Consider the following 17824-nt stretch of genomic DNA (forward strand, 5'->3'; position numbering starts at 1 on the left):
TGAGCATGGAGCAGGCGGCAGGATCGCTGCTTGCTGGGTAGGTTGTAGGTAAAGACCCGCATGCAGCGATCAGCAAGCCTGATGGAAGTGATACAGAAGTGAAGTAGATGAGCGGCGCGGCGAAACGAAATCGATGTTGCGCCGCTCATCGAACAGCAGCGAAGTACGGCAAGCAACTGAAGTCGTGAAGCGGTAGGCAAGCGGTAAGCAAGTAGTGGATGAAGCAGTCAGCAGTCGGCAGCACAGACGAAGCGCTCGACATGAAGCGCTCAGCAAACGCTCCGGTCAAAGGTCGATCGACACAGCCGGTCAGATGCATCGCTCGACATTGCATGAACTTCACCTCGCTAGCACTGACGAACAGGCAAACGCGAGGCAAACGCGAGGCAACCACGAGGCAACGGCCGCGTCGGCGGGACAGCAGGAAGCAATCGCAAAACGCTGCAAGCACGCTCCGCAATACAGATAGATAGAGCAGCGAAACGTCGCTTCGACACGTTGCTCTTCGAGCTCGCGAAGCACCTCGATGACACACCTTCAACACGCTTCATATGAGGCGACACACACAGTCTGTTGAACAAAGTGTTGTATGAACGTAGCAACGCGAATCGAAAACAGGATTTTTCATCAGCGAACTCTTTTATCGCTCGTGAAAAGATGGTACAAACCGTTCTAAATTGATGGTGACATTTATGCTCAACTGGGATGACGAGATCACTGCCGTAACTCCCTCGAGCGCTACGCAGCAGAATGTGTTGCGCAACGCTGCGGGATCGGCTGTCGGTTCGCAAGTCGGAACGCGTTCCGCTCCTCATGCTCCCTCGGACCGAAACGTCTTCGCGTCGCAAGACGTTTTCGAAAAAGGCATTGCCGCTGCTCACGCTGCCGGAACGGCTGCGGTTTCCGAAGCGCGGGTCAATGTCGCCGACAAGCGCATCATCAATGGCCAGACCGACGTCAATCAGTTGGTGCCGTTCAAATACAAGTGGGCTTGGGAAAAGTATCTGGCTGGTTGCGCCAACCACTGGATGCCGCAAGAAGTGAACATGTCGCGCGACATCGCCCTCTGGAAAGACCCGAACGGTCTGACCGAAGACGAGCGCCGCATCGTCAAGCGCAACCTGGGCTTCTTCGTGACGGCTGACTCGCTGGCCGCCAACAACATCGTGCTGGGCACCTACCGCCACATCACGGCGCCCGAATGCCGCCAGTTCCTGCTGCGCCAGGCGTTCGAAGAGGCGATCCACACGCACGCTTACCAGTACATCGTCGAATCGCTGGGCCTCGACGAAGGCGAAATCTTCAACGCGTATCACGAGGTTGCCTCGATCCGCGCGAAAGACGAATTCCTGATTCCGTACATCAACGTGCTGACCGATCCGGGCTTCAAGACCGGCACGCTCGAGACCGACCAGACCCTGCTGCGTTCGCTGATCGTGTTCGCCTGTGTGATGGAAGGCCTGTTCTTCTACGTCGGCTTTACGCAAATCCTGGCGCTGGGTCGCCAGAACAAGATGACCGGCGCGGCGGAACAGTACCAATACATCCTGCGCGACGAGTCGATGCACTGCAACTTCGGCATCGACCTGATCAACCAGATCAAACTCGAAAACCCGCAACTCTGGACGGCTGAGTTCCGCGCGGAAATCCGCGAGATCTTCCAGCAAGCGGTCGAACTTGAATATCGTTACGCAGAAGATACGATGCCGCGCGGGGTGCTCGGCCTCAATGCGTCGATGTTCAAGAGCTATCTACGCTTCATCTGCAACCGCCGTTGCCAGCAGATCGGTCTCGATCCGCTGTACCCGAACGAGGAAAACCCGTTCCCGTGGATGAGCGAGATGATCGACCTGAAGAAGGAACGCAACTTCTTCGAGACGCGAGTGATCGAATATCAAACTGGCGGCGCGCTGACCTGGGAGTGATCCGGGTTCGTGTCGTAGATGCATTCATTTTGGGGATGCCGGCAGGCTTCGGCCGCGGCAATTTAGTTAGGAGCAGAACCGCCTGATGCAAATTGTGCCCAGTGCGCCGCGTGCCTTCGCGGCCCACAAACACGACTGGCACTTTGCGAACCCTTCAGTGGGATGGGCAAACTTCCCCCCGGAAAAAGCCGCTGGCGTTAGCGCCGGCGGCCCGATCAAGCAATTGCCGGTGCTGAGATCCAGCGCCGACCAGATCTGGCGCGCGGTGCCCAAGGGCACGGCGCGCCTTACCGCATTCATTAGCGTAAGCGCGCAGCACCTGCGTACGCCGATGAATAGCCCGCTTCGTAGCGCGCGCCCTGAGAAGCGTCCGCGGGAAGCGGGTTTTGACGAAGGGTGTAGTTTGAACTGACTCTCATCTGAAAACCTGAAGGAGAAAATGATGGCAACTATCAAGAAAGCCGCAGCTAAGAAACCCGCAGCAAAGAAGGCTGCTCCGGCTAAGAAGGCCGCACCGGCGAAGAAAGTCGCTGCAAAGAAAGTCGCAGTGAAGAAGGTTGCAGCGAAGAAGGCAGCACCGGCTAAGAAGGTTGCAGCGAAGAAAGCTGCTCCGGCCAAGAAGGTTGCAGCCAAGAAAGTCGCAGTGAAGAAGGTTGCAGCAAAGAAGGCAGCGCCGGCCAAGAAGGCTGCAGTGAAGAAGGTTGCAGCCAAGAAGGTTGTAGCGAAGAAGGCAGCGCCGGCGAAGAAGGCCGCAGCAAAGAAGGCAGCACCGGCTAAGAAGGCTGCCGCCAAGAAGGCTGCGCCTGCGAAAAAGGCTGCTGCCAAGAAAGCTGCGCCTGCGAAAAAGGCTGCTGCTAAAAAGGCTGCGCCTGCCAAGAAGGCTGCCGCGAAGAAGGCCGCTGCTCCTGCCAAGAAGGCTGCCCCTGCGAAGAAGGCTGTCGCCAAGAAGGCGGCTCCTGCACCCGCTGCGACTTCTGTCACGAGCGCAGCACCGGCGGCGACGGTGAAGACCGCGCTGAACCCGGCAGCGGCATGGCCGTTCCCGACGGGCAGCCGTCCGTAACTGGCTGATAAGCGGTAGAAGTACTTCGACACGTCGTACCATGTGTCGATGATCGAGTAGCGCTTGAAGTAACACGACCGAGCGCTACTCGGTCAGGGTCCCGTTGCCGGGTTTCTGGCGACGGGATTTTTTTTGATCTGGTCTTGATCTGGCGAAGGCGTCCGCTACAAGAAACGCTTCAAAACCTGCAGGCGAAAAAAACGCATGCACAGGGAAGGGCATGCGTTTGAGGTCGTCGCGGCGGCGCGTGAAGCGCGACCGCGAGAGGGGAACTTAGTGCGTGACGCGCGTGACGCCGCCGCTGGAGAGCAGACGGACGCGCTCGCCGGCGCGGAAGACTTCGCCGGTGGCGCTTTGCGTGATCGCGCGCATATCGCCGTTATCGAGTCGCACGGTGATCTCAAGACCGTCGTGCACCGCGACGCCGTTCTCGACGGCATTGCCTGCCACCGCGCCAGCCAGGCCGCCGATGATGCCCGTCACGATCGAGCCGCGGCCGCCACCGATCGCACTGCCGGCCACCGCACCCAACGCACCGCCGCCGATCGCGCCCAGGCCGCTCGGCTGGCCATTGTTCGAACTGATCTTCACGGCCCGAACGCTGTCGACCGTGCCCATGCGAACCGTTTCTTCGCGCTGTGCCTGCGACGCCGTGTAGACGTCGGCAGAGCTGCTGTTGTACGCACACCCCGACATGGTCAGTGAACCCGCGATCAAGGCGGCCACGACCACGCGACTCGTTGTTCTCATTTCCTAACTCCAATAGCTGCGGTATTACGGCAGGTCGTATCCGAACGCCTGCTTGAACCGTTCGTTGATCTCCGCCCGGCTGGGCGCGTAGTTTTGCGGGCCCTGGTGTTCGATCTTGAGCGCGCCCATCAGGCTCGCCAGACGCCCGGTGGTCGCCCAGCCAAGCTTGTTCTCGATGCCGTACAACAAGCCGCCGCGGAACGCGTCGCCGCAGCCTGTAGGATCGAGCACCTGCTGTGCCTTGACCGCCGGAATCTCTTCGATGCCGCCGGCGTGATGGATCTGCGCGCCTTGTTCGCCGAGCGTGACGATCAGTGCTTCGACCTTGCCGGCGATCTCTTCGATCGACCAACCCGTTTTGTTGCTCACCAGTTTGGCTTCGTAATCGTTGACAGCCAGGTAAGTAGCAAGTTCAATCATGCGCCGCAGCGACTCACCGTCGAACAGCGGCAAACCTTGGCCCGGGTCGAAGATAAACGGCACGCCGGCCGCTGCCAGATGCTCGGAATGCTGGATCATGCCGTCGTAGCCGTCAGGCCCGACGATGCCGAGCGTGATGTCCTTCGCTTGATCGGCACGATTCAGATGCGACTGCATCATCGCGCCCGGGTGGAACGCGGTGATCTGATTGTTTTCCAGATCGGTGGTGATCATCGCCTGCGCCGAGTAGGTGCCCGGCACGACGAGCACGTTTTCCGTCGACAGCCCGAGCTGCGCAAACCGATCCATGTAGAGTTGCGCGTCGGTCTCGCCGAGCGTCCCCATGATGCGCGCATCGCCGCCCAGGAGATGCAGCGAGTAGGCGATGTTGCCCGCGCAGCCGCCGAACTCGCGGCGCATCGTCGGCACGAGAAAGCTCACGTTCAGGATGTGGACCTGCTCCGGCAGGATGTGCTCCCGGAAGCGGCCTTCGAAGGTCATGATGTTGTCGTAGGCGAGCGAGCCGCAAATCAGCGTAGCCAAGGCGAGCGTTCCTATAAAGATCGATAAAGAAATTGGGCGCGACGATGTGACAGCGCCGCGCATGAAGCGCGGCGCCGGAGTGTCTCGCCCGAAGGTTTTACTTCAGTGCGGCGAGTGCTGCGTCGTAGTTCGGTTCGTTCTTGATTTCGCCGACCAGTTCAGCGTGCACGACCTTGTCGTTCTCGTCGACGACCACCACGGCGCGTGCCGTCAGACCCGTCAGCGGGCCGCTCGTCACGTCGACGCCGTAGGCTTGCGCGAACTCATGGCCGCGGAACGTGGACGCCGTCACGACGTTCTCGATGCCTTCGGTTGTGCAGAAGCGCGATGCGGCGAACGGCAGGTCGCCCGACACGACGATCACAGCCGTGTTGCTCAGCTTGGCTGCGGCTTCGTTGAACTTGCGGGTCGACGTGGCGCAGGTCGGTGTGTCGAGGCTCGGGACGATGTTCAGCACCTTGCGCTTGCCGGCGAAGTCAGCCAGCGACACCGGCTTCAGATCCTTGCCCACCAGCGAGAAGGCGGGGGCATTCTGGCCCACGGTCGGGAATGTGCCGGCTACGTCGATCGGGTTGCCACCCAGCGTGACTTGACTCATGTTGTTGTGCTCCGAAAATTCGTCAGTAATGACGGTGAACACGCCCGGTCAGTGCCGGGCGCGCGAGGATGCGTTACGGATAAAAAATCTGTACGCGGAAATTGGAAGCGACCGCATTGCCCGTGTCGAGGTGGACGATCATGGTCTGGGTCGTGTGCGCCGCCAGGCCGGCTGCGATCGTTGTGCCGGGTGGGACGTAGTCTTGCGGCCACAGCACGCGGCGCACGGCGACATTGTTCTGGTCGTCGAGCAGCGTGAGCTCGATGGCCGGGTAGGCCAGCGCAACATTGAAGCGGTTGCGCAGCGGCATCTTCAGTTCGAGCTTGTGCGGGCCGTCGATCTGCCGCAGATCGGACGGTTCGACCTGCAAACCGTCGATGTCGTGCGGCGGCGTGAGCTGGCAGCCGAGTTGCGCGCAGGCCTTTGCATAGAGCGTCTGCGAACGTGGGAAGTAGACCTGCACGATTTCGCGCTGCCACCAGGCGAGTTGCGCGAGCAGGGCGATCACCAGCAGTGCGGCGATCACCGAGCCGAAGATGATCCAGCCGAGGCGGCGCGGTTCGGCCGGCCGCGTTTCACGCACCACCGGGAAGGGATCGACGCCGTCATTCACCGGCTGGACCGCGAAGGGTTCACCGCTCGATCCAAAGCTGGCCGTGCTAGGGCCACCCGGGCCGCCCGTGCCTGAGCCACTGCCTGCGCCGAAGCCATCCGCGCCGGCCGCACCCAAGCCTGCCGCACGGAAATCGGCCGCACCTGAGCTGGCCGCACCGAAGCCGGCCGCACCTGAGCCGGCCGCACCTGAGCCGGCCGCACCGAAATGCGGCTCATTGTCAGGAATGCCATGCAAGGTGGCCGGCTCGTTCAGAACCGGCTCATCGGCATCAGCAAGATATTCAGAGGGGCGTTCGGTCTTGTGCCAGACCCGCGGCGCGACCTCCGCAGGCGGATTGTCCTGGTGAGCGAACGGCTCACGCGGGAGTTCTGGGGGCGCGTCGGCCTCGTAGGCGAAGGGTTCGAGTGGCGCGTCCGCGAGAATGGGTTCGTGGTCGGGAGGAATCGGCGTGGTGAAGGCGCTCGCCGGCAGTTCCGGCTCGCTAGCATGGCGCGGCGTGACCGCGACGCCCGCACCGGTGGAGACCGGCGTAAGCGGCAGATTGCCGACGTTGTGAAGCAAACGGGCGTCGATCGCGGCGTCGGGCGCCGGTGCCCACGGGTCCCATGCTTCGGCGCTGAAATCAGGGCCCCTGGGGCGTACGCCAGACAACGCCTCGATCGCCGCCGCTGCGGCAACCGGCTTGGCGGTGGAGAAGTCACCGTCCTCGTTCAGTTCGAACAGGCTGCTCGACGCGTCGAATACCTCATGGCAATGCCCACAGCGCACGAGGCCGCGGCGCAGCGCGAGCTGCGCCGGTTGCAGGCGGAAGACGGTTTCGCAGAAGGGGCAACGCGTCGCCAGGAGCATATTGAGCCGGTAAGCCGAAAGGCTGTTGGTTGGACAATACGCCTTATTCTAATGGCTTTCGCGGCGCGTTCCCGTTAGACATACCCAACCTTCGTGTTCGCGCCATACGCCGATGTCGATCCATCGCGCGTAGACCTGCGCCACTTCGTCCGCTTGCCGCGCCAGAATGCCTGACAGCGCGATCCGGCCGCCCGGCTTGACCTTCGACGACAGCATCGACGCCATCAGCTTGAGCGGGTTGGACAGGATATTGGCGACCACGATATCGAACTCGCCGGTGGGGCATTCGTCAGGCAAACCGTACGTGACTTCCGCCCGGTTGCGCTCGCTGTTGTGGCGCGCCGATTCGACCGCTTGCGCGTCGATATCGATGCCGTACACCGGATTGGCGCCGCACTTCTTCGCGAGGATCGCGAGGATGCCCGAGCCGCAGCCGTAGTCGAGCACGGATTGCTCGGCCTTCACCGATTGCTCCAGCCATTCCATGCACAGACGTGTCGTGGGATGGCTGCCGGTTCCGAATGCGAGACCTGGGTCGAGTTCCAGCACGAGTGCGTCAGGGTCCGGTGCATCGTGCCACGAGGGCACAACCCAGATGCGCTCGCCGATTGGAATCGGATCGAATTGCGATTGCGTGAGACGCACCCAATCCTGCTCTTCGACTTCACGCACGCTAAACGACGGTGCGCTTTCCAGTCCCACCTCATTGGCCGCGGCAGTGAGCAGCACCGCCGGCTCATGTTCCGGCGCGAGCAGGGCGATCACCCGCGAACGCTGCCACGCCGTGCGATCCGGCGTGAGACCGGGCTCGCCGAACAGTGGCTGCTCGTCGGGCGTGTCGGCGTCCGCATCTTCAACCGATACGGACAGCGCACCCAACTCGAGCAGCGCGTCGGAGAACTCCTCCGCGTGCTCGCGTGCCAGCTCGGCGATCAGTTCCCGGTAGCTCATGACTTACGCTTCTTCCGGCGCGGCCTGCTGCTTCGCGGCCAACCGGTTTTCGAGGTAATGAATGCTGGTGCCGCCTTCGACGAACTTCGCGTCCAGCATCAGCTCGCGGTGCAGCGGGATGTTGGTCTGAATGCCTTCGACCACCATTTCCGACAGTGCGATGCGCATCCGCTTGATCGCCTGCTCGCGCGTCGCGCCGTAAGCGATCAGCTTGCCGATCATCGAATCATAGTTCGGCGGTACGAAATAGCCATTGTAGGCGTGCGAATCGACGCGGATGCCGGGGCCGCCCGGCATGTGCCACGACGTCAAACGTCCCGGCGACGGCGTGAACTTGAACGGATCTTCCGCGTTGATCCGGCATTCGATCGCATGACCCTTGAAGACGATGTCGCGCTGGCGGAAGGCGAGCTTTTCGCCGGCCGCGATGCGGATCTGTTCCTGGACGATGTCGACGCCAGTGATCAGCTCGGTCACCGGATGCTCGACCTGTACGCGCGTGTTCATTTCGATGAAATAAAACTCGCCGTTTTCGTACAGGAACTCGAACGTACCCGCGCCAAGATAGCCCATCTTCTTGCAGGCGTCCGCGCAGCGATCGCCGATGCGGTCGATCAGGCGGCGCGCGATGCCCGGCGCCGGCGCTTCTTCGATCACTTTCTGGTGACGGCGCTGCATCGAGCAATCGCGCTCGCCCAGCCAGACCGCGTTCTTGAACGAGTCGGCCAGGATCTGAATTTCGATGTGCCGCGGGTTCTCCAGGAATTTCTCCATGTAAACCTGCGGGTTGCCGAATGCACGACCGGCTTCTTCGCGTGTCATGTTGACCGCGTTGACCAGTGCCGCTTCCGTGTGGACCACGCGCATGCCGCGGCCACCGCCGCCGCCGGCGGCCTTGATGATCACCGGATAGCCGACCTGGCGGGCAATCTTCACGATCTCTTTCGGATCGTCCGGCAACGCGCCTTCAGAACCCGGCACGCAAGGCACGCCGGTTTTGATCATGGTTTGCTTGGCAGTCACCTTGTCGCCCATCATCCGGATGGTTTCCGGGCGCGGGCCGATGAAGGTGAAGCCGGACTGCTCGACGCGCTCGGCGAAGTCAGCGTTTTCCGACAGGAAGCCGTAGCCGGGGTGGATCGCTTCGGCGTCCGTCACTTCTGCCGCGCTGATTAGCGCCGGCATGTTCAGGTAGCTCAGATTCGAAGGCGCCGGGCCGATACAGACCGCCTCGTCGGCGAGCTTCACGTACTTGGCTTCCTTGTCGGCTTCCGAATAGACGACGACCGTCTTGACACCGAGTTCGCGGCAGGCGCGCTGGATACGAAGCGCGATCTCGCCACGATTGGCAATGAGGATTTTTTCAAACATAGCGGGTTTTCGACTCATCAATAGGCGCCCGGTTGATTACAACACAGGCTGCCTCAGAGGATCGGTCGCGCGCCTCGGGAGGGCAAGCGCGCGGGCGGCAGGCGCAAAAAAAGCGCAAAGCGTGCCGCGTTAGCCGACCACGAACAACGGTTGGCCGTACTCGACCGCCTGACCGTTTTCGACGAGGATTTCCTTCACCACGCCGGACTTGTCCGACTCGATTTCGTTGAGCAGCTTCATCGCTTCGATGATGCAGATCGTCTGGCCTTCCTTGACCGTGTCGCCCACCTGGACGAACGGTTCGGCGCCCGGGGACGGCGCGCGGTAGAAGGTGCCGACCATCGGCGAGGTCACCACGTGGCCTTGCGGCGCGACGGCGGCCGGCGTTGCCGGGGCGCCTGCGGCAGCGGGCGCTTCGCCGCCTACCATCGGTGCCGGCTGCGCATATTGCGGCGCATACGAAGCGGACGGTTGCACGTAAACCGGCGGCGCATTCTTGACGATGCGGACCTTGCCTTCGCCTTCGGTCACTTCGAGTTCGGAAATACCCGACTCCGAGACGAGGTCGATCAGAGTTTTCAGTTTACGTAGATCCATCAGGAAGCCCCTTTCAATGCGTAAAGTGCCGGCGCGTGCAATCGCAGTACCCGGCTTAAATTGGACGTGTTTGGAATCAGCCGCGCGACGAGCCGGCGGACAGCCGGTCGAGCGCGAATTCGAGCGCGTACATGTACCCCTTCCAGCCGAGGCCGCAAATCACGCCCTCAGCCTGGTCGGAGAAATACGAGTGATGCCGGAACGGTTCGCGGCGATGTACGTTCGACAGATGAATCTCGACGAACGGGATGCCGACCCCCGCCAGTGCGTCCCGAATGGCCACGCTGGTGTGCGTGTACGCGGCGGGATTGATCAGTATGAAATCGGTTTTTTCAGTCCGGGCGGATTGGACGCGATCGACCAGGGCGCCTTCATGATTGCTCTGGAACGACGCGAGTTCGACCCCTGCGTCCGCTGCGCGGTCCGCGAGTGCCTGGTCGATCTGCGGTAGGGTCACGCGACCGTAGACCTCGGGTTCCCGGGTGCCGAGAAGGTTGAGGTTGGGTCCGTGCAGTACCAGCAGTCGCGTCATGGTCGCTTCTTTTTCCGTGGAATTGGGCGCACTTTAGCGCTGATTAGAGAAACTTGTCTAGTTTCCTGCGCGTTAGGATTGATCCCGGCGACATTTCGCCGCCTCTCCGGGTGCCCATCTTCTCTCAAATTTAAGCAAATTGCGCGCAATTTCGCGCCTTTTGCCTCTATCTGATCGTCAAAAGAATGTGAAATTTAGAGCGCGTCGAGCGTCTCTTTGAGCGCTTGCGGGTCGATTTGCCCTAATTTTGTCGAGCGAATGTTGCCTTTTGCGTCGATTACGACGGTAAAGGGCAGGGCGCCGGCAGTATTGCCGAACGCGCGCGCGAGGTCGGCGCCGCCGAACCCAGTCACGTAGACCGGGTAGGCGACTTTCACCTTCTGCAGGAACGCCTGAACGTTTTTATCCGAATCGACGCCAAGTCCTACGAACTGGATCCCTTTTTTTGCATATTCGCGCTGAAGTTGTGAAAGAGCGGGCATTTCTTCAACGCACGGCCCGCACCACGACGCCCAGAAGTTGACGACGATTGGGTGACCTTTAAGCAAACTTAGCGATTGCGGCTTGCCCTCGACGTTCGTGACGGGCGCGGTCCAAAGTTGTTCGACCGCGCTTTGTGTGGAACCGGGTTGCGCCGCATGGGCGACCTCGGGGTCGCCGCTCAGAAAATGACTGGCCAGCACCCCGCCGCCCGCAGCGGCAATTGCGACAAGCGCGCCTGCCAGAATCGTTCTCGTATTCATTCCAGGTCTGTCTAATTAGTTGAAGGGGTGACGTCGCTGCTGTCGAGCAATGCCTGAACCGCCTGCTGATTTGCCCGGGCAGTGCGGCCGCGCGCGTCGGCCCGTACCGCGCCGCGCAAGTCGTCTGTTTCGTACAGGGCGACGTGGATACCGGCCGGTTCCGCATCGCGCCCTTCGTTCGTGGGGCGCCAGAGGAAGCTCAGCGTCTCGACGTAGCCGCGGCCGGCAAAATGCCGCGTCTCCGAAACGTCGTACTGGATGTTGGCGTTCAGAAAGTAGATCGCGACTTCTTTCGGGTTGTCGCAGAACACCTGAAGGTGAATATCCGAGTGTTCGCCGGCTGTGCCGCCGAGCACCGCACCGGTCAGATACGGGTTGAACGGCGCGAGCCGCTCCATCCAGTCGATCGCAATGCGACGCAGCCGCCGCAACAGCGCCGGCTGGCTGTCACCCTGGAAAAGCGATTGATATTCACGAATTTCTTCTTCGATCTGGTCGTTATCCGGCAGCCATTCGCCGGCAACACGGCTCTCGCCGACTACCTGCCGCGCCGCTTTACGCTTGGCCGTTGCGTAGTCCAGACCGTCTTCAGCGATCATCCGGGCAGCTGCGATGGCGATTTCCTCGCGCACGCGCTGCGGATCGAAATGTGATTTGCGAACCATCTCTCAATCATACTAGAGATTGATGACAGCCCTTTCGGGGCGGTACGCGCCGGGCGCTTTACGTGGGCGGGGCGGGCGGCCACCAGGGCGCCCCCGTTCATAGGGCGATTCAGAGGCGTCGGTTACAATAGCGTCCTTTGCAGGCGGTCGTTTCGGCCGCTCTTCTGCGCTCCCATCTCTCGCAAAAAATACGCCCGCGCGGCACGACAGGCTTATGCACATCCACATCCTCGGTATCTGCGGCACGTTCATGGGCGGACTCGCGGTCCTCGCGCGCGGCGCGGGTCACACCGTGACGGGCTGCGACGCCGGCGTCTATCCGCCGATGAGCACGCAGCTCGAGGCGCAAGGCATTCGTCTGATTGAAGGTTATGACGCTGAGCAGTTGAACGGTCTCAACGCCGACCTGTTCGTGATCGGCAATGTGGTCTCGCGCGGCAACCCGCTGATGGAAGCCATCCTCGATCGCGGCCTGCCTTACGTCTCCGGTCCGCAGTGGCTCGGCGAGCATGTGCTGAACGGAAAGTGGGTGCTGGCGGTGGCCGGCACGCACGGCAAGACCACCACCAGTTCGATGCTGACGTGGCTGCTCGAAGACGCGGGTCTCAATCCGGGCTTCCTGATCGGCGGCGTGCCGCTGAATTTCGGCGTGTCGGCGCGGCTGACCGATTCCAGCTTCTTCGTGATCGAAGCCGACGAGTACGACACCGCCTTCTTCGACAAGCGTTCCAAGTTCGTTCACTACCGGCCCAAAACCGCGGTCCTGAACAACCTGGAGTTCGATCACGCCGATATTTTCCCGGATCTGGCGGCGATCGAGACACAGTTCCACCATCTGATCCGCACGGTGCCGGGCATTGGCCGCATCGTCACGAACGGTCGCGAAGACGCGCTGGAGCGCGTGCTGACGCGCGGTTGCTGGAGCGAAGTCGAGCGCTTCGGCGTGCAAGGCGGCTGGGAAACCTTGCCGGCGGAAGACGGCGTGCCGGTCGACGAGCGTTTCGCCGTCTATCACAACAGTGAGCGCGTCGGAGTGGTCGATTGGCAAGTGCAGGGCGAGCACAACCGCATGAACGCGCTTGCCGCGATCGCCGCCGCGCGCCATGTCGGCGTGCCGCCGGCGCAAGCCGCGAAGTCGCTGGCGAGTTTCCGGAATGTGAAGCGCCGCATGGAAGTGCGCGGCAGCGTCGACGGCGTGACCGTCTACGACGATTTCGCCCATCACCCCACGGCGATCGAGACCACGGTGGCCGGGCTGCGTGCGCGCGTCGGCCACGACAACACGCGAATCCTGGCCGTGCTGGAGCCGCGCTCGAACACCATGAAGCTCGGCGTGATGAAAGCGCAACTGCCGGCAAGTCTGGCCGACGCCGACCTGGTGTTCGGCTACGGCGCGCCCGCTGGCCGCGACGCGCTCGGCTGGAATCTCGGCGAAGCGCTCGCGCCGCTCGGCGGCAAAGCGCAGGCTTTCGACAATCTCGACGCGCTGGTCAAAGCGGTGGTTCACGCAGCGCGCCCCGGCGACCAGATTCTGGTGATGAGCAACGGCGGCTTCGGCGGCGTGCATCAGAAGCTGCTCGACGCACTTTCCGTGAGAGGCACTTCGTGATCCTTTATCTGCACGGTTTCCGCTCGTCGCCTAATTCGTTCAAGGCGCGCGTGCTGGCGGCGCGCCTCGTCGAACTCGGCCGCAGCGACGAATGGTGCTGCCCGATGCTGCCGGTCTCGCCGTTCGAGACCGTGGCGCTTGCCGAATCGCTGGTGGCGGCCGCGCAACCGGAAAATGTCACGGTGATCGGCAGTTCGCTGGGCGGTTACTTCGCCACGCATCTCGCCGAGAAGCACGGCTGGCCTGCGGTGCTGCTGAACCCCGCGGTGGTTCCGCAGCGCGATCTGAGTGCCTACCTCGGCGAGCTGCCGTTGTGGCACGGCGGCGGCAGCATCACGGTCGAGCCGCATCATCTGGACGAGCTGCGCGCGCTTAGCGTCGCGGCGATCACGCGGCCCGAGCGCTATTATTTGATAGCCGCCACTGGCGACGAAGTGCTCGATTACCGCGAAATGCTTGCGCACTATCCGGGCGCGCGCACTACGCTGATCGAAGGGAGTGACCACGCGATCAGCGAATTCGAGCAATACGTCGACGATGTGCTGGCCTTTTGCGATGCCGAGGACGTCGAGCCGCCGGCGCCGCGCGAAGCGGCCTGACAGTGTCGACGATCCAGCAGCGAGGCCGTTGCGGATCACCAGATTCATGCCGCCGGCGTGCGCGTATCGCGCCGCGGATCCACTACCACGAACACGTTGCCGTGCCGCGCACGCAGTGACCGATAGCTGAACCCAATCGGGCGCGCCGGCAGATGCAAGTCAGAACGAGAGTATTGAGTGAACGTTTTCTTCGAGGAATCGGGCAGTTTCAAGGCGGGCAGCGTGCTGTCGCGCCAGGGCGATGCTTTTCAGGTCGAGTTGCCGGGCGGCCGGCGCGCCAAGGTGCGCGCGAAAGACGTGCTGATCGAATTCGAAAAGCCGACCGCCGGCGAGTTGATGCAGCAGGCGGAGGCCGCCGCGCAGGACATCGATCTCGACTTCCTGTGGGAATGCGCGCCGGATGACGAATTCCCGTTTGCCACGCTGGGCGCCGAGTACTTCGGCGAAGCGTTCGGCTCCATCGAGCGCGCGGCGCTGGTGTTGCGCATGCACGGCGCGCCGGTGTACTTCCGCCGCAAGGGCCGCGGCATGTATCAGCGCGCGCCGCAGGAGCAGCTCAAGATGGCGCTTGCCGGGCTGGAGCGCAAACGTCAGCAGGCGCTGGTGCAGGCCGGCTATGAAGAGGAACTGAAGGCAGGCCGTCTGCCGGAAGGCTTCAGCGGCAGCAAGGCGCTGGCTTTGCTAACCAAGCCGGACAAGAACACGATTGAATACAAGGCGCTCGAAGGCGCGGCAGCGGCGCGCGGCATTTCGCAGGCGCGGCTGATGCTCGAATGCGGCGGTATTGCGTCGGCCCGCGCGTTGCACGAGGCGAAATTCCTCTCCGAGTTTTTCCCGCACGGCACCGGCTTTCCGCCGGTCACGGTCGGCGCGTTGCCGGAGGATCTGCCGGAAGCCAATGTGCAGGCGTTCTCGATCGACGACATCACCACCACTGAAATCGACGATGCGTTCTCCGTCGAGCATCTGGCCGACGGCCGCGTGCGGATCGGCGTGCACATCGCCGCGCCGGCGCTCGGCATCGCGCGTGGCGACGATGTCGATGCGATCGCGCGCACGCGTTTGTCCACCGTGTATATGCCGGGCGACAAGATCACGATGCTGCCCGATAGCGTCGTCGAAGCGTTCACGCTGGCTGAAGGCGGCTTGCGGCCGGCGTTGTCGCTGTATGTGATCATCAATCGCGAGACGCAGGAAATCGTGGCGAGCGAAACGCGCGCCGAGCGCGTATTCGTGAAGAACAATCTGCGCCACAACACGCTGGACGAGCTGGTCACCGAAGAGGCGCTTGCCGCCGGCACCGGCGATTATCCGCACAAGGAAGACATCGCCGTGCTGTGGCCGTTCGCGCAGGCGCTGTTCGAAAAGCGTCAGACTGCGCGCGCCGGTTACGGCCTGCGGCGCGAAGTGCAGCGCAACACTGATTTCAATTTCTATGTCGAAGGCGAGCACATTACGATCACGCCGCGTCGACGTGGGTCGCCGCTCGACACGATCGTCGCGGAGCTCGCGATTCTCGCCAACTCGTCGTGGGGTGCGTTCCTGCACGATCACGGCGTGCCGGGCATCTATCGCACGCAACGCGCGTTCGGCGCGCCGACCGGCCCGAAGCGCACCCGCATGCAAACCAACGCAGCGCCGCACGAAGGCCTCGGCGTCACGCAATACGCGTGGAGCACGTCGCCGCTGCGCCGCTACGTCGACCTGGTGAACCAGTGGCAGTTGCTCGCCTGCGTGCAGCATGGCGTCACCGCAAAACTGGCCGCGCCGTTCAAGCCGAAGGACGCCGATCTGTTCGCCGTCGTGCAAGGTTTCGACGACACCTACACCGCGTATGCCGATCACCAGCGCCGCATGGAGTATTTCTGGTGCCTGCGGTGGTTGAAGCAGGAGAATCGGAAGCAGGTGGTGGCGTCGGTGGTGAAGGGCGATCTCGTGCGCCTCGAAGAGATTCCGTTGCTGCTGCACGTGCCGGGCCTCGGCGTGCACGCACGCGGTACGCGCTTGCAGATGGAAGTGATGTCGCTCGACGAGCTGACCGTCGAAGCGTCCGTGCGTCTGTTGCATGTGCTCGACGCGCCGACCGTGACGAGCGGCAGCGAGGCTGAAGAAGCCGACGAGGGCGAAGAGGAAATCATCGACGTGGCGGAGGAAAGCGCCGAAGGCGAAGCCGAGGCGCAAGCCGAAGCCGATCTCGACGGCGGGGCGGTTGGACAGAGCGACGCCGAAAATGGCGCGGGTGCCAGCGATGCGTCAGCCGATCAGCAGCACGTGGCGGAGCCAGGACGATGAGCGCTAACGAATCACGCGACCGCTACGCGGTGATCGGAAACCCAGTCGGTCATAGCAAATCGCCGTTCATTCATGGCCGCTTTGCCGCGCAGACCGACGAGCCGATCGAGTACGGTCACTTGCTGGCACCAGTCGATTCATTCGTTCCGCACGTGCGCGCTTTTATCGAAGCGGGCGGACGCGGCATGAACGTCACCGTGCCGTTCAAACTCGACGCACACGCATTCGCTAACACGCTGTCGCCGCGCGCGGCGGCAGCGGGCGCGGTGAACACGCTGCGGTTCGACGCGAACGGTGTCTACGGCGACAACACGGACGGCTTCGGCCTCGTGCGTGACATCGAGGTGAATCTCGGTGTGCCCTTGAAGGGCGCGCGAATTTTGCTGCTCGGCGCCGGCGGTGCCGCGCGAGGCGTCGTGCTGCCGATGCTGGACCGCGGGCCGCATACGCTGACGATCGTCAACCGCACCGCGGCGAAGGCCGAAGCGTTGGTCGAGCAGTTCGCCCATGCTGCACGCGACGCCGCTTGCCGTCTGAGCGGCGGCAGCGCGCGAGCGATCGAAGCGGGCGCATACGACGTGATCGTCAACGCAACGGCCGGCAGTCTGGACGCTGCGTTGCCCGAGTGCGACGACCGCGCGTTCGGTAGCGGCACGCTCGCTTACGACATGATGTACGGCGCGCATCCGACGGTGTTCATGGAACACGCGCAGAAGCTCGGTGCGCGTGGTGCCGATGGGCTTGGCATGCTGGTCGAGCAGGCGGCTGAATCGTTTTACGTCTGGCGTGGCGTGCGGCCTGATGGCGCTCCGGTGCTGGCTGAATTGCGAGCGCTGTTGACGGCGCCGTCGCACGCTTAGATTGCCGTTTGACTCTCCAGCACACGCCGAATTACCAACTCGAGGACTCCAGGCACGATGACAGCAACGCGGCGCGCGAGCAGGCCAGGTCCGGTGCGATGGATGTTTTATCTGGGCGCAGTGGTGGCGATCGCGTGGCTTGCGACGCAGGCGTTTTACTTCGCGCAAATCGCGGTGTGGAATTACGTAAATCCTCAGTCGACAGCTTTCATGCGCTCGGATGCGTGGCGGTTGTCGGAGGATCGGCCTGATCTTTCGGTGCAGCATACGTGGGTGCCGTATGAGCAGATTTCGCACAATCTGAAGCGCGCGATTATCGCCTCCGAAGACGCGAATTTCGTGAATAACAATGGCTACGAGACGGACGCGATTTTGCAGGCGTGGGAGCGCAATAAGGCCAAGGGCAAGATTGTGCGCGGCGGGTCGACGATTACTCAGCAGTTGGCGCGGAATCTGTTTTTGTCGCGGGAGAAGAGTTATATCCGCAAGGGGCAGGAGCTGATCATTACGTGGATGCTCGAGACCCTGATGGATAAGCAGCGGATCTTTGAGATTTATCTCAACTCCGTTGAGTGGGGGAATGGAGTTTATGGCGCTGAGGCGGCCGCGCATTATTACTACAAGACTTCTGCCGCGAAGTTGACTGCTGGGCAGTCGGCCCGTCTGGCGGTGATGCTGCCGCAGCCTAAGTATTTTGATGAGCACCGAGGCTCAGGGTATCTGGCTCAACGTTCGCGCGTAATTGCGCGGCGGATGGGAGCTGCTGAGTTGCCGGATTAAGGATTTGACCTTTGGTGGTGGCACGGGCCTACCGTCCCACACCCGGGAGCCTTGACCGGGT

General features: G+C 62.4%; 18 protein-coding genes. 8 read left to right on the top strand and 10 right to left on the bottom strand.

Translation table 11 applies throughout. The features are described from left to right. The first annotated feature begins 692 nt into the window (after nt 1-692). From HHL24_RS31285 to HHL24_RS31295, 3 genes are all read left to right on the top strand, one after another. Nucleotides 693-1925, top strand: coding sequence for a ribonucleotide-diphosphate reductase subunit beta (locus HHL24_RS31285; RefSeq protein WP_074282160.1), 1233 nt, complete (start codon nt 693-695; stop codon nt 1923-1925). Between the two features lie 85 nt (nt 1926-2010). Then, nucleotides 2011-2337, top strand: coding sequence for a hypothetical protein (locus HHL24_RS31290; protein ID WP_169489185.1), 327 nt, complete (start codon nt 2011-2013; stop codon nt 2335-2337). 30 nt (nt 2338-2367) lie between these two features. Further along, a complete protein-coding gene (locus HHL24_RS31295; RefSeq protein ID WP_169489214.1) occupies nt 2368-2988 on the top strand; it encodes a histone H1-like repetitive region-containing protein in 621 nt (206 codons plus the stop codon). Nucleotides 2989-3261: 273 nt separating this feature from the next. Here HHL24_RS31295 and HHL24_RS31300 read toward each other — a convergent pair whose 3' ends face one another. The 10 genes from HHL24_RS31300 to HHL24_RS31345 form a co-directional block, all read right to left on the bottom strand. Next, nucleotides 3262-3738 carry an outer membrane lipoprotein gene (locus HHL24_RS31300; RefSeq protein WP_169489186.1) on the bottom strand — a complete coding sequence of 159 codons (477 nt, stop codon included), beginning with the start codon at nt 3736-3738 and terminating at the stop codon, nt 3262-3264. Between the two features lie 24 nt (nt 3739-3762). Further along, entirely contained in the window at nt 3763-4701 is a 939-nt protein-coding gene (locus HHL24_RS31305; RefSeq protein ID WP_169489187.1) for a carbohydrate kinase family protein, read from the bottom strand. Between the two features lie 97 nt (nt 4702-4798). Further along, a complete protein-coding gene (tpx, locus tag HHL24_RS31310) occupies nt 4799-5299 on the bottom strand; it encodes a thiol peroxidase (protein ID WP_169489188.1) in 501 nt (166 codons plus the stop codon). Between the two features lie 73 nt (nt 5300-5372). After that, complete coding sequence (locus tag HHL24_RS31315; RefSeq protein WP_169489189.1) at nt 5373-6764, bottom strand: zinc-ribbon and DUF3426 domain-containing protein; 1392 nt, start codon at nt 6762-6764, stop codon at nt 5373-5375. A gap of 48 nt (nt 6765-6812) precedes the next feature. Continuing rightward, nucleotides 6813-7715, bottom strand: a complete 903-nt coding sequence (gene prmA / locus HHL24_RS31320) for a 50S ribosomal protein L11 methyltransferase (RefSeq protein ID WP_169489190.1) — start codon at nt 7713-7715, stop codon at nt 6813-6815. 3 nt (nt 7716-7718) lie between these two features. Next, nucleotides 7719-9086 (bottom strand): acetyl-CoA carboxylase biotin carboxylase subunit, encoded by a 1368-nt coding sequence (gene accC, locus HHL24_RS31325; protein ID WP_169489191.1) that lies wholly within the window; start codon nt 9084-9086, stop codon nt 7719-7721. A 129-nt stretch (nt 9087-9215) separates the two neighbouring features. Next, entirely contained in the window at nt 9216-9683 is a 468-nt protein-coding gene (gene accB, locus HHL24_RS31330) for an acetyl-CoA carboxylase biotin carboxyl carrier protein (protein WP_169489192.1), read from the bottom strand. Nucleotides 9684-9759: 76 nt separating this feature from the next. Next, the gene (aroQ, locus tag HHL24_RS31335) at nt 9760-10215 is read right to left on the bottom strand and encodes a type II 3-dehydroquinate dehydratase (protein ID WP_169489193.1); all 456 of its coding nucleotides are present in this window, start codon (nt 10213-10215) and stop codon (nt 9760-9762) included. Nucleotides 10216-10409: 194 nt separating this feature from the next. Next, nucleotides 10410-10958 carry a TlpA family protein disulfide reductase gene (locus HHL24_RS31340; protein WP_169489194.1) on the bottom strand — a complete coding sequence of 183 codons (549 nt, stop codon included), beginning with the start codon at nt 10956-10958 and terminating at the stop codon, nt 10410-10412. An 11-nt stretch (nt 10959-10969) separates the two neighbouring features. After that, the gene (locus tag HHL24_RS31345; RefSeq protein WP_063497370.1) at nt 10970-11623 is read right to left on the bottom strand and encodes a hypothetical protein; all 654 of its coding nucleotides are present in this window, start codon (nt 11621-11623) and stop codon (nt 10970-10972) included. A gap of 214 nt (nt 11624-11837) precedes the next feature. On the opposite strand from HHL24_RS31345, the gene mpl reads away from it, so the two are divergent. The 5 genes from mpl (at nt 11838) to mtgA (ending at nt 17763) form a co-directional block, all read left to right on the top strand. Then, on the top strand, nt 11838-13232 hold the full coding sequence (gene mpl / locus HHL24_RS31350) for a UDP-N-acetylmuramate:L-alanyl-gamma-D-glutamyl-meso-diaminopimelate ligase (protein ID WP_169489195.1): 1395 nt from the start codon (nt 11838-11840) through the stop codon (nt 13230-13232). Next, entirely contained in the window at nt 13229-13831 is a 603-nt protein-coding gene (locus HHL24_RS31355) for a YqiA/YcfP family alpha/beta fold hydrolase (protein WP_169489196.1), read from the top strand. Before mpl ends, HHL24_RS31355 begins: the two co-directional genes overlap by 4 nt. Nucleotides 13832-14008: 177 nt before the next feature. After that, the gene (locus HHL24_RS31360) at nt 14009-16123 is read left to right on the top strand and encodes a ribonuclease catalytic domain-containing protein (protein ID WP_169489197.1); all 2115 of its coding nucleotides are present in this window, start codon (nt 14009-14011) and stop codon (nt 16121-16123) included. Further along, nucleotides 16120-16983 (top strand): shikimate dehydrogenase, encoded by an 864-nt coding sequence (aroE, locus tag HHL24_RS31365; protein ID WP_169489198.1) that lies wholly within the window; start codon nt 16120-16122, stop codon nt 16981-16983. The genes HHL24_RS31360 and aroE overlap by 4 nt, the downstream gene beginning before the upstream one ends. A gap of 57 nt (nt 16984-17040) precedes the next feature. Next, nucleotides 17041-17763 carry a monofunctional biosynthetic peptidoglycan transglycosylase gene (gene mtgA, locus HHL24_RS31370; protein WP_169489199.1) on the top strand — a complete coding sequence of 241 codons (723 nt, stop codon included), beginning with the start codon at nt 17041-17043 and terminating at the stop codon, nt 17761-17763. The last annotated feature ends 61 nt before the right edge of the window (nt 17764-17824 follow it).

The organism is Paraburkholderia polaris (genome assembly GCF_012927345.1).
GTDB classification, from domain to species: Bacteria; Pseudomonadota; Gammaproteobacteria; order Burkholderiales; family Burkholderiaceae; genus Paraburkholderia; species Paraburkholderia polaris.